The sequence below is a fragment of the Lysobacter xanthus genome, assembly GCF_047159895.1.
Genome location: NZ_BAAGAB020000072.1, coordinates 1 through 12,797, shown reverse-complemented (window position 1 = coordinate 12,797; position 12,797 = coordinate 1). Strand labels below are relative to the sequence as shown.

Genomic DNA, 12,797 nt, shown 5'->3' with positions numbered 1-12,797 from the left:
CACGCCGCGGGCGATGCGGTGCTGCAGGAGTTCGCGCGGCTCGCGACCTCGGGACTGCGCGCCACCGACACGCTCGGGCGCTGGGGCGGCGAGGAATTCCTGCTCGTGGTGGCGGGCGGACGCGACGGCGCGACCTGCGTGCTCGACCGCATCCGGCAGTCGGTGCGGCACGCCTGCCTCGAGGCCCGGCCGGTGACCTTCTCGGCGGGCCTGGCGGAGCACCGGCCGGGCGAGGGACTCGACGCCGTCCTGGCGCGCGCGGATGCCGCCCTCTACCGGGCAAAGGCCGCGGGCCGCGATCGCACGGCGTCCGCGCCGGAGCCCGGGCGATGACCGTCCGTCGCCCGGAACGTTCCATCCGGCCCCGTTTGGCGGCGGCGCGCTTCACGCGGGGGCCGGCGTGCCGATAACAGGGAAACGCCCGCACCGGGGACCGCGGGCGCAAGGGGGAAGCATGGGGTCCATCGTGACGTTGCCGGCCCGTGCCGAGGACGCGCGCCACCGCGAGCTCGGCCGGCTGCTGCGCCACCTGCTGCACGCGCCGGACCTGCACACGTTCGCCTGCCGCGTCGCCGACTACCTCGAGGCGGAAGGCCTGACCGGGGTGGCCGTCGGTTGGCGGCTCGAGGAAGGCGTGCGCCACATGCACGACCCGTCCCGCCTGCAGGACGGCGATGAGAGCCTCGCGAACGAGGCGCGCGCACGCGGAACCGTGGTCACCGACGAGGCGAGGGGGCGCGTCGCGGCCGCCATCCATGTCGAGGAAGGCCGTTTCGGCGTCGGCTGCATCGCCGACGACGCGCCGGGCGTCCGTGACCGCATGGACGCGCTCTGCGACGTGCTCGGGCCGATCACCGCCGCCAAGTTCGAGAACATGCGGCTCACCGATTCGCTGCATCGCCTCGCGATGTCCGAGCAGTTGCAGGCCGCGCTCTTCGAGATCGCCGACATGGCGAGCTCGGACATGGACATCAACGCGATGCTGCGCGAGCTGCATGGAATCGTCGGCCGCTTCATGTACGCCGACAACTTCTACATCGCGCTTTACGACGACAAGGCCGACGCGCTTCGCTTCATCTACCTCGTCGACACCACCGACCCGATCATCCGTGACGCGAACGAGTTCATCCCGATGTCCGTCATGGAATACGGGCTGACGTGGTACCTCATCCGTGACAAGAAGCCGCTCATGGGCGCGGTGGCGGACATCTACGCGGGCATCGAGGGCCCCAAGCGCGCGATCGGCGTCGGCTGCTTCGACTGGCTCGGCGTGCCGGTGCTGTTCGGCGACCGGGTGCGCGGCGTGCTGGTGGTGCAGAGCTACGTCGAGCGCCCGCGGTATACGCCGTCGGACCAGGCGCTGCTGTCCTACGTCGGCAGCCACATCCTCACCGCGCTCGACCGCAAGATGGCGCAGGAAGAACTCGAGCGCCGCGTCGAGGAACGCACCGAGGCGCTGACCCTGGAAGTGCAGGAGCGCCAGCGCTCGGTGCGCATCCAGGAGACGCTGTACCGCATCGCCGAACTCTCGCACACGGCGACGAATCCGGACGAGTTCTACGCGGCCGTGCACGGCATCATCGGCAGCCTGATCGATGCGCGGAACTTCTACATCGCACTCGTCTCCGACGACGGCGAGTACCTGCATTTCCCGTATTACGTCGACGCCTTCGGGCACCGCGGCGAGAGCCGCCGGCTCGGGCGCGGTTATTCCGAATACGTGATCCGCCAGGGACGCGCCTGCCTCTTCGACAAGACCGACGAGGCCGGGCTCGAACAGCTCCACGTGCTCGAGGCCTCCGGCGAGATCGTGAGCTCCGGTCCCGATTCGCACGTCTGGCTCGGCGTGCCGCTGATGCTCGGCGATCGGGTCACGGGCGTACTCGCGGTGCAGAGCTACACCGCCGGCATCGGCTACAGCGATCGGGACCGCGAGGTGCTGACGTTCATCAGCTACCAGATCGCCAACGGCCTCGAGCGCCAGCGTGCCGCCGCCGAACTGAAGAACGCCTACGCCGGCCTGGAGCGTCGTGTCGCGGAGCGCACCCGCGAGCTGTCCGAGCAGATCCACGTGCGCGAGCAGGTGGAGCAGCGCCTGAAGCACGAGGTGCTGCACGACTCGCTCACCGGCCTGCCCAACCGCGCCTACCTGCGCGACCAGCTGACGCGCGCGATCGCGCAGACGCGTCGCGACGGCGACTACCAGTTCGCCGTCCTGTTCGTCGACCTCGACCGGTTCAAGGTCATCAACGACAGCGTCGGCCATCTCGTCGGCGACCAGTTGCTGCGCGAGGTCGCCGCGCGGTTCACCCGCTGCGTGCGCACCGGCAGCGACATGGTGGCGCGCCTCGGCGGCGACGAGTTCGCGATCCTCATGGAAGTGCATGCACCCGAGGACGCGATGCGCATGGCGCAGCGCGTGATCGAGGCGCTCGGCGAACCGGTGCAGGTCGACGGCAAGGATCTCTTCACCGGCGCGAGTGTCGGCATCGCGCTCAGCTCCTCGAACTACGCCTCGCCCGAGGACGTGCTGCGGGATGCGGACATCGCGATGTACCGCGCGAAGTCGAGCGGGCGCCATCGCTTCGAAGTCTTCGACGAGAAGCTCCACGACCAGGCGCTCGCGCTCCTCGAGACGGAGAGCCAGTTGCGCCATGCCGCCACGCGCAGCGAGTTCATCCCGTACTTCCAGCCGATCGTGCGCCTCGACGATGCGGGCGTGGTCGGCTACGAGGCGCTGATGCGCTGGCAGCACCCGGACAAGGGCATCCTGCCGCCCGGCGCGTTCCTCGCCGTCGCGGAGGCCAGCGGGCTGATGGAGCAGCTGGACTGGCAGCTGTTCGACCACGCGCTGCGCGTGGCGCCGCAGCTGCTGCACGGGGACCAGTACGTCAACCTCAACTTCTCCGCCCGGCACTTCCGCTCGCCGGACCTCGACGCGCGATTCCTCGCGCTGGTCCGCGAGCACGGGGTTCGCCCGGAGCAGGTGCGCATCGAGATCACCGAAGGCGCGCTGCTGGAGAACCCCGAGCAGATCGGCGCGGTGTTCCGCCGCCTGCACGAGCAGGGCATTCACGTCGCGCTGGACGACTTCGGCACCGGCTACTCGTCGCTGAGCTACCTGCACCGCTTCAACATGCACACGCTGAAGATCGACCGCTCCTTCATCGGCGACCTCCGCATGGACGAGGACCGCAGCAGCACGGCGGTGGTGCGCGCGATCCTCGCGCTCTCCGAATCCCAGCGGATGGAAGTGGTGGCCGAGGGCATCGAGACGGAAGAGCAGCGCGCCGCACTGATCGCGCTGGGCTGCACGTTCGGCCAGGGCTACTACTTCGCCCAGCCGGAGTCGCTGGAGAAGATCCTCGCCGCCCGCGCGGCATCGGACGCGGTCGTGGCGGGTTGAGCCGCGCCTACTTCGGCGTCATGGCGACGTCGATGCGCTCGATGTGCCATCGACGCTGCGCGTCCGTCGAGCCGGGGACGTCGTTGACCCGCCGGACGAGGACCTCGCCCATGCGGGGTCGGCCGTTCCCCGTCGCGGTGGGCAGGAAACGCACGGGCACCGTGACGTAGATCGATCCCGCGGCGCCTTCCGGATCGCCGGGTGCATCGACTTCGACGCCCGGCCTGCCCAGTGCGTCGTAGGCGGTGCGGAACTCGGCGGCCTGGCTCGTGTTCGCACCCCACGCGGAATCGGCGTCGCGCGTCTTGTCCGCGGCGAGCAGCGCGAAGTAGGTCTCGACCAGCGTGGCGGCGGCCTGGGGGCTCGTCGAAGCAACGGGCCCGCGCGGTTCGGCGAGAGGAGCGGGCGCTGTGCCCGCGTCGGCAGGGGCAGACATCGGGGCGGGCGACGGACTCGACGCCGCGGGTGCAGAAGCCGTCGCGGCCGGTGCTACGGGACCGTCGCCGACCCCAGGAGCCGGTGCGTTCGCGCTGCCGGTGGGCGGCGCCTGGCAGCCCGACAGCAGGACGGCGAGTGCGAGCGCGAGCGCGCAGCCGGCGCGCAATGCGGCGATGGGACGGCGAAGCATGGCGATCATGGGGGACTCCGATCGGGGCAGGTCGAGGGTGCGAAGACGCGCGGAAACGTTCCGTGAGGGTAGGCGACGGGCATGAAAAAAGCCGCCCGGATCGCTCCGGGCGGCTTTCGGTGCAACGACGCGCGGGTTACTTGGTCTTGCCGCCGGAGGTCTTGGCGGGCGTCGCCTCGGGCGGCGCCTGGCTGTCGTCCGCCGAGCCGTCGAGGCCGCGGCGCTTCAGCAGCGGCTCGATCCACGGATCGCGGCCGGTGTAGTTGCGGAACAGCACCATCGCGTCCTGGCTGCCGCCCTGCGAGAGCAGCGTCTCGCGGAAGTGGTCGCCGTTCTTGCGGGTCAGGCCACCGTTCTGCTTGAACCACTCCACGCTGTCGGCATCGAGCACTTCCGACCAGATGTAGGCGTAGTAGCCGGCCGCGTAGCCGCCCATGATGTGGTTGAAGTACGGCGTGCGGTAACGCGGCGGCACCGCGGCGAAGTCGAGGCCGACCTGCTTCAGCGCCTCGGCCTCGTACGCCATCACGCCCGAGGCGTCGGGGACGCGGTCGGCCGGGATCTGGTGCCACTTCTGGTCGAGCATCGCGGCGCCGAGGTACTCGGTGGTCGTGAAGCCCTGGTTGAACTTGCTGCTCGCCAGCACCTTGTCCAGCAGTTCCTTCGGCATCGGCTTGCCGGTCTGGTAGTGCTTCGCGTAGTTCGCGAGCACTTCCGGCCAGTCGGCCCACATCTCGTTGACCTGCGACGGGTATTCGACGAAGTCGCGCGGCACGCTGGTGCCGGTGAAGTAGGGGTACTTCACGTTCGAGAACATGCCGTGCAGCGCATGGCCGAACTCGTGGAACATGGTGGTCACTTCATCCCACGACAGCAGCGTTGGCTGGCCGGCCGGCGGCTTCGGGATGTTGAGGTGGTTGGCGACGACCGGCAGGTAGCCCGTCAGCGCCGACTGGTCGACGTACGAGTTCATCCACGCGCCGCCGTTCTTCGACGGACGCTGGTACATGTCGGAGATGAAGATCGCCAGTTGCTTGCCGTCCTTGTCGAACACGTCGAAGACGCGCACGTCGGGCTCGTAGGCCGGCAGGTCCTTGCGCTCCTTGAAGGTCAGGCCGTACAGCTTGTTCGCCGCGTAGAAGACGCCGTTCTGCTGCACGTTGTCGAGCTCGAGGTACGGCTTGAGCTGCGACTCGTCGAAGTTGTACTTCGCCTGGCGCACCTTCTCCGCGTAGTAGGCCCAGTCCCACGGCTCGAGCTTGAAGCTCGGCTTGCCGGCAGCCTTCTGCTCCTTGTCGATCATCGCCTGAAGCGCATCGGCTTCGCGGCGCGCGTTCGCGACGGCGGCGGGCGCGAGCTTGCCGAGCATCTCGTTCACGGCTTCCGGCGTCTTCGCGGTCTGGTCCTCCAGCGCGTACGCGGCGTAGGTCGGGTAACCGAGCAGCGCGGCCTTCTCCGCCCGCAGCTTGGCCACCTTCGCGACGATGCCCGTGTTGTCCCACTTGTTGCCACGGCTGCCGCGCGAGATCGACGCCTTGAAGATCTTCTCGCGGAGCGCACGGTTCGACAGGTTGGTCAGCGACGGCTGGATCGTCGTGTTCTGCAGCTCGATGACGTACTTGCCCTCGAGCTTGCGATCGGCGGCGGCCTTCGCGGCGGCGCCGATCTGCTCGTCGGACAGGCCCGTGAGCTCGGCCTTCGAATCGACGACGACCGCGAGGTCGTTGCGCTCGGCCAGCACGTTCTGCCCGAACTGCGTGCCCAGCGTCGCCATCTCGGCGTTGATCGCCTTGGCGCGCGTCTTGTCGGCTTCCGACAGCTTGGCGCCGGCGCGGACGAAGTCCTGGTAGTACTTCTCCACGAGGCGCACGCCCTGCGCGTCGAGGCCGAGCTTCGCGCGGTCGTTGTAGAGCGTCTCGATGCGGGCGAACAGCTTCGGGTTCAGGCTGATCGCGTCGTAGTGCGCGGCGAACTTCGACGAGTATTCGCTGTCGATCTTGTCGCGCGCCGGGTTGGTGTCCGCGCCCACCAGCGAACCGAACACGGTGCGCGCGCGGCCGAGCGTCTGGCCGCTCTTCTCCATCGCGATGATCGTGTTCTCGAAGGTCGGCTTCGCTTTCTGGTTCGCGATCGCTTCGATCTCCTTGAGCTGCTCGGCCATGCCCCGGTCGAACGCGGGCGCGAAGTCGGCATCGGTGATCTTGTCGAACTGCGGGTAGTGCAGCGGCAGCGGGCTGGGGGCGAAGAAGGGGTTCACGGCGGCCTTGGCGGTCTTGGCGGCGGAGGTGTTCGCAGCGTGCGAAACGGCCGGCACGGCCGTCGCCGAAAGGGCGATCGCGAGCGCAAGGGCGAGAGGATGCTTCATCGTGGAGCCTCGACGGGGTGAATGCGGCAGGTTACTCGACGCCCGCTTTACGGACCCATGACGAAAGGCATACGCCGGCCCAACGACCGTGGCGGCTTCACGCGCAACCAACCCGGGGGGCCGCAACGTCACGGGCTTCCTTGGAACCAGGAGCGATCGATGGATATCCGCAGCGTCATGACGTCCGACCCCGCCACCTGCCAGGCCGAGACCCCGGTCCGCGAGATCGCCCGGCTCATGCTCGAGAACGATTGCGGCCTGGTGCCGGTCATCGATGCCTCGGGCAAGCCCCTGGGCACGGTCACCGACCGCGACATCGCGCTCCGCGTCGTCGCCGAGGGGCGCGACCCGCAGCAGTGCACCGCACGCGACTGCATGAGCACCCCCGTGACCACCGTGACCGTCGAGAGCAGCCTCGCCGACGCGACGGAAGTCATGGAGAACGACCAGATCCGCCGCCTCCTCGTGGTCGACCGCGAAGGCCGCCTCTGCGGCGTGGTGGCGCAGGCCGACATCGCCCTGAGCGGCGGCGACCGCAACACGGCGGAGCTCGTTCGCGGGGTCTCCGAACCCAAGCACTGACGGGCCCGGCATGCGACGGCGCCGCCTCCGGGCGGCGCTTTCGCGTGCGCGGCCGGACGACCGGCCGCTGCACGTCGTCGCGGCGCGCTAGTCTCGGCGGGCGCCGATGTCGGCGCGCCATGGACGCCGCCGATGAACCTGCTTTCCCGCGCCGTGCTGCTCGCGCTCTGCCTGTCCGCGATGCCGGCGACCGCCGCGCAGACCCGCACCTGGGTGATCCTCGTCGACAACGGCAAGAAGGCCGGCGAGCAGGTGGTGACCGAGGGGGACGACGGTACCGTCCGCTCCACGTTCGTGTTCAAGGACAACGGCCGCGGCCCGGAACTGTCGGAGGAATTCCGGCTCGCGCCCGACGGCACGTTCGCCAGCTACCGCGTCGCCGGCACGTCGACGTTCGGCGCGAAGATCGACGAGCGCTACAGCCGCAGCGGCGACCGCGCGGAGTGGACCACCACAGCGGACCGCGGTTCGCGCGACGTGCAGGGCACCGCCGAATACGCCCCGCTCGCGGGCACGCCCGCAGCCGCCGAGGCCACCGTCGCGGCGCTCGCCCGGCGCGCGGACGGACGGCTGCCGCTGGTCCCGGGCGGCACGCTGTCGATGCGCGAACTGGCGCGCGAGCAGGTGTCCGACGGCCGCCAGACCCGCACCGTGCGCCTGCTCGCACTGACCGGGCAGGGCCTGACCCCGAGCTTCGGCTGGTTCACCGACGAAGCCGTGCCGCGGATGTTCGGCTTCGTCGTGCCCGGTTTCATGCAGATGCTGCCGGTCGGCTGGGAGTCGGCCGGCGCGGCGCTCGAGGCGAGGCAGAAGCGCGCGGAAGGCGAACTCCTCGTCGCGATGCAGCGCGAGCTCGCGAAACCGCTGCCGGGCAGCACCCTGGTCCGCAATGTGCGCGTCTTCGACAGCGTAGCCGCCCGCCTGCGGCCCGCGCAGGACGTGCTCCTGCGCGACGGCCGGATCGTTTCGGTGACGCCGGCCGCGAAGTCCGCCGGACGCGCCGATCGGGTGATCGACGGCGGCGGCCGGGTCATGATCCCCGGGCTCTGGGACATGCATGCGCACGTCTCGCGTTGGGACGGCGGCCTCAACCTCGCCACGGGCGTCACCAGCGTGCGCGACATGGGCAACGACAACGCGACGCTGCAGCAGATCATCAAGGAGGAGAAGGCCGGCACGCTGCTTATGCCGCGCATCGTCGCCGCCGGCTTCCTCGAGGGCGAGAGCGCCATGTCGGCGCGCAACGGGTTCGTGGTCAAGGACCTCGACGGCGCGAAGAAGGCGATCGACTGGTACGCCGATAACGGCTATCCGCAGATCAAGATCTACAACTCGTTTCCCAAGGCCGCGCTGAAGGACACCGTGGCCTATGCGCACTCCAAGGGCATGCGCGTGAGCGGCCACATCCCCGCGTTCCTGCGCGCGCAGGATGCGATCGACGCGGGCTACGACGAAGTGCAGCACATCAACCAGCTGATGCTGAACTTCCTCGTCGACGACAAGACCGACACCCGCACGCTCGAACGCTTCTACCTGCCGGCGAAGAAGGTCGCGGACCTCGACTTCGACAGCAAGCCGGTGCAGGACTTCATCCGGCTGATGGCGAAGAAGAAGATCGCGAGCGATCCGACGCTCGCGACCTTCGAGTTCATCCGCCAGCGCGACGGCACGATGTCGCCGATCGTCGCGCCCGTGGCCGAGCACCTGCCGCCGGACGTGACGCGCGGGCGCATGGCGGCCGAGATGGACATCCCGGACGAGGCCACGTTCAAGCGGTACGACGCCTCGTTCAAGAAGATGGTCGAGTTCGTCGGGCGCATGTACCGCGCCGGCGTGCCGATCGTGGCGGGCACCGACGAGATGCCGGGCTTCACGCTCCAGCACGAGCTGGAGCTCTACGTGCAGGCCGGGCTCACGCCGTCGCAGGCGCTGCAGGTGGCGACACTCAACGCGGCGACCATCGCCCGGGCACCCGACCGCGGCGTCGTGGCGCCCGGCAAGACCGCCGACCTCGTGCTGGTGGACGGCGACCCGACGAAGGACATCGCCGATCTGCGCAAGGTGGCGCTGGTGATCAAGGGCGCGACCGCGTACGCGCCCTCGGACATCCATCGCGCGCTCGGCATCCTGCCGTTCGCCGAGCCGGTGCGGGTCGACACCGCCCGCTGACGGGGCGGGCCGGCTCAGGCGGTCGCCGGCGTCGCGGCGACCGCCGGACGCTCGGTCGGCGCCCGCCACTTCATTCCGAACAGCGGTCGCAGCAGCGGGACGCGCCGGATCACCGCGAAGCCGAGCCCGCATCCGGCCACGGTCCCACCGAGCACGGCGGGCGCCTCGATCCAGACAGGAAGGCGCAGCGGCACCAGCCAGTAGGCGAACAGCACGATCAGGCTCTGGTGCAGCACGTACCAGGGGAAGACCGCCTCGTTCGCCCAGCGCAGCCACGGCCAGGGGCGGTCGAGCAGCGCCTTCGACCACCCGAGCACCGTGGCGATGGCCGCCCAGATGTACAGCGAGCGAAGCGCCCAGACGATCGACTGCGCCGTGCTGCCCGGATCGTCCGGCAGCATCCGCACGAGGCCCAGGTACACGGCGAACACGGCGAGCGCGTAGGCGAGGGCGGGCCTGCGCAGCCGCACCAGCTCGTCCCACAGCGCCGGTGCGCGGGCCATCCAGAAGCCGTAGAGGAAGACGGTGAAGTACAGGGCGTTGCGGTAGCCGTCGTGGACGAGGTCGCCGGTGTCCTCGAAATGGCCCTGCAGGGTGACCGTCTCGATCGCGATCGGGATCGCGGGCACCAGCAACAGCGCCCAGCCGCGGAGCCCGGTGGCCATCGCCTGCAGCTTCAGCCCCGCACGCGAGCGCAGCAGCGGCAGCGCGAGGGCGAGCACGACGGTGTACGTCCACAGGTAGGCGAGGTACCAGAGGTGGTTCCACGTCACGCCCGAGGTGTCGCCGTCGAAGGCGCCTTCGGGCCACGGGCGGAACTGGTAGTAGCGCGCGAGGAAGTCGACGTAGCCGGGCTTCACGTAGCCGGTCCCGATGCCCTGCACGTAGGGCTGGACCGGGACGATCACCAGCATGCCGAACACCAGCGGCAGCAGCAGACGCCAGGTGCGCCTGGCCAGGAAGCCGGCGCCGGTCCCGCGCGCCAGGAGGAAGGCGCTGGAAATGCCGGAGATCAGGAAGATCAGGGACATCCGCCAGCGGTTCACGAACAGCATGGGGGTCTGCAGCCCCTCGTACAGGTGCGTGCTCTTGATGTGCCAGTCCCAGTCGTCCCCGCCGACGTACAGCATCGCGAAGTGGTAGAGGATCAGCAGCGCGAAGGCGAGTGCGCGCAGGGCGTCGATGTCGTGGCGTCGGGTCATGCCGGCGGTCCGTGGAAAGGTGCGGCGACGATGCGTCCCGCCGCGCCCTGCGGAGCTCGCGAGGGGACGGCCCGAGCCGCTCCGGGGACGAATCGCGGGCCCCGGGGACGAATTCCGGCCGTACCGGCGGCCCCCGGGCGAGAATGCGCGGATGACCGAGACCCGCCGCTCTGACGACTCCGGATGGACCCGCTTCCAGCCCTGGCGGCCGTGGGTCGAGTACGGCTACTGGATCGCGATGTTCCTGGTGAACGCCGTCGCCAACAGCCTGACCGTGGGGATGGACGTCGAGCGCGTCCACCTGGGCTTCGCGCGGTGGGAGCCCACGGTCTGGGAGATCAGCAGCAACCTGATGATCCTCCTGCTGGTGCCGCCCCTGCTGTGGTTCACGCGCTGGCGTCCGCTGACGTTCGACGCCTGGCGCCGCCGCCTCGTCGAATACCTGGGCGCCAGCATCGTCTGGTCGATCCTCCACGTCGCCGGCATGGTGCTGCTGCGCCGGGCCGCCTACGCCGCGCTGGGCGCCGAGTACGACTTCGGGGACTGGCCGCGCGAGTGGGTCTACGAGTACCTGAAGGACGTGCGCGGCTTCGCCACGCTCATCGTGACGATCGAGGCCTACCGCCTGTTCCTGCGCCGCCTCCAGGGCGAGGCGAGCCTTCCGGGCGCCCCGGACGACGTGCCCGACGCCGGGCCACCGGTGCGGCCCGAGCGCTTCCTCGTGCGCAAGCTGGGCAAGGAATTCCTCGTGCCGGCGGCCGACATCGAATGGCTGCAGGCCTCCGGCAACTACGTGAACCTGCGGGTGCGGGGGCGGGACTACCCGCTGCGCAGCACGATGGCGCAGATCGAGGACCAGCTCGATCCCGGCACGTTCCGCCGCGTGCACCGCAGCTGGATGGTCAACCTGGATCGCGTCGACCGGATCGAGCCGCTCGACGCCGGTGACGCCCGGGTGGTGATGGCCGACGGTGCGGTGGTGCCGTGCAGCCGCCGCTACCGCGACGCACTGCGGCCGCCGGAGACGCGTCGCACGGCCGCGGTGCGCTGAGGCTCAATCGCTCCGGGCCGCGGCCGTTACCGGAGCCATGAAGAGCCGCATTCCGTCCCTCGTCCTGCTGGCGCTGACCGCCCCGGCCGTCGCGCACGCGGGCGAGCGTGTCGACGCGATCCTGCGCGACCAGTCCGCGCACGGCTACCGCTCCGCCGCGGCCGCGCTCGCGCGGCTGCAGGCCGCCGACGACCGCCCCGCGGCCGGCGCGCCGCTCGACCTGCGACGGCGCTACTTCAGCGCGATGGCGCAGCTCGCCGTCACCTCGCGCCAGCCGACGATGGCCGGCGCCGCCCACGATGCCCTCGCGGCGCTCGACGGCATGGCCCGCAGCGAGGCCTGCGCACCGTGCGGCACCGACCTGCATCTGGCGCGCGCGCAGGACGCACTCACGCGCCGCGAGCCCGACGAGGCCGAGCGCGACCTGCGGGCCGCCGAGGGCGCACTCGGCGGGGCGCCGGCCGAGACCGCCGCACGCTTCCACTACGCACGGGCCCGGCTCTACAACATCCGGGGCAATTTCTCGGGCGGCATCGCCGAGGCGCTGCAGGCCGCCGACCTCGCCGAACGCGCGGGCGACGAAGCCGGCCGGATCATGACGCAGGCGCTCCTGGTCTCGATGGCCGCGGCGCTCGCCGACTACGGCCGCGCCGACGAGATCGCACGCAAGGCCTACGAGGACGCGCGACGCATCGGTTTCACGTATGCGATGGCCTCGATCCGGCTCAACCAGGCCTATGCCTACGGTCGCAGCGGACGCGCCGTGCTGCAGGCGTCGGCGCTCGACGAGGCGCTGCGCCTGTCGCGCGGCCAGGTCGGCATGGAGGAATTTGAGGCGGTCAGCCTGTCGAACCTTGCGGACCACTGGCTGATCGAGCAGGACTACGCGCGTGCGCTCGACTACGCACGCCAGGCCGAGGCGCTCGCCCGGCGCAGCGGCGACTCGCGAAGCCTCTCGTACGCCCTGACGAACGCCGGCGTCGCGATGGCGCACCTCGGCAAGGTCGACGACGGCCTGCGGCTGGTTCGCGAGGCGACGTCGATCGCCGAGCGCCTCGGTGCCCGCAACGACCTCGTCGGCATCACCGGCGAGCTCGTGGGCATCTACAAGCACGCCGGCCGCTACCGCGACGCCCTCGACTCGCTCGAACAGGTCGCCGCGCTGCAGCGCGAGCTGACCCGGCAGGAGCGCGACAAGTCCCTGCTCGAGATGCAGGAACGCTACGCGGCGCAGGGGCGCGAGCGCGAGATCGATCGCCTCGAGGCCGCCAACAAACTCAAGCAGGCGGAACTCGCCGCGCGTACGTGGCAGCAGCGCGGTCTGCCAGATGCCCGTCGTCCGCGGATACCAGATGGAGTGCGGCTCTAGCTGCCAGTCCTGCTTGCCCCGCGGT

General features: G+C 70.2%; 9 protein-coding genes. 6 read left to right on the top strand and 3 right to left on the bottom strand.

All coding sequences use genetic code 11. The features are described 5' to 3' along the window. Both ACY35P_RS13365 and ACY35P_RS13360 read left to right on the top strand, forming a co-directional pair. A partial coding sequence (locus ACY35P_RS13365; RefSeq protein WP_462116334.1) for a GGDEF domain-containing protein occupies positions 1-333 on the top strand: 333 nt, incomplete at its 5' end. Between the two features lie 121 nt (positions 334-454). Continuing rightward, positions 455-3,406, top strand: a complete 2,952-nt coding sequence (locus tag ACY35P_RS13360) for a bifunctional diguanylate cyclase/phosphodiesterase (protein WP_462116333.1) — start codon at positions 455-457, stop codon at positions 3,404-3,406. 7 nt (positions 3,407-3,413) lie between these two features. On the opposite strand, the gene ACY35P_RS13355 is transcribed toward ACY35P_RS13360, so the two are convergent. After that, positions 3,414-4,043 (bottom strand): hypothetical protein, encoded by a 630-nt coding sequence (locus tag ACY35P_RS13355; RefSeq protein ID WP_462116332.1) that lies wholly within the window; start codon positions 4,041-4,043, stop codon positions 3,414-3,416. A gap of 127 nt (positions 4,044-4,170) precedes the next feature. Continuing rightward, positions 4,171-6,399, bottom strand: a complete 2,229-nt coding sequence (locus tag ACY35P_RS13350; RefSeq protein ID WP_462116331.1) for a M3 family metallopeptidase — start codon at positions 6,397-6,399, stop codon at positions 4,171-4,173. Between the two features lie 159 nt (positions 6,400-6,558). On the opposite strand from ACY35P_RS13350, the gene ACY35P_RS13345 reads away from it, so the two are divergent. Next, positions 6,559-6,981 carry a CBS domain-containing protein gene (locus ACY35P_RS13345; RefSeq protein ID WP_462116330.1) on the top strand — a complete coding sequence of 141 codons (423 nt, stop codon included), beginning with the start codon at positions 6,559-6,561 and terminating at the stop codon, positions 6,979-6,981. A gap of 132 nt (positions 6,982-7,113) precedes the next feature. Then, positions 7,114-9,150: an amidohydrolase family protein gene (locus ACY35P_RS13340; protein ID WP_462116329.1), complete on the top strand. Its 2,037-nt coding sequence runs from the start codon at positions 7,114-7,116 to the stop codon at positions 9,148-9,150. Between the two features lie 14 nt (positions 9,151-9,164). Here the strand turns inward: ACY35P_RS13340 and ACY35P_RS13335 are convergent, their stop codons facing one another. Next, complete coding sequence (locus ACY35P_RS13335; RefSeq protein WP_462116328.1) at positions 9,165-10,352, bottom strand: acyltransferase family protein; 1,188 nt, start codon at positions 10,350-10,352, stop codon at positions 9,165-9,167. Positions 10,353-10,503: 151 nt separating this feature from the next. Between ACY35P_RS13335 and ACY35P_RS13330 the strand changes: the two genes are divergently transcribed. Continuing rightward, positions 10,504-11,403, top strand: a complete 900-nt coding sequence (locus ACY35P_RS13330) for a LytTR family DNA-binding domain-containing protein (protein WP_462116327.1) — start codon at positions 10,504-10,506, stop codon at positions 11,401-11,403. Positions 11,404-11,440: 37 nt separating this feature from the next. Next, entirely contained in the window at positions 11,441-12,772 is a 1,332-nt protein-coding gene (locus ACY35P_RS13325) for a tetratricopeptide repeat protein (protein ID WP_462116326.1), read from the top strand. The last annotated feature ends 25 nt before the right edge of the window (positions 12,773-12,797 follow it).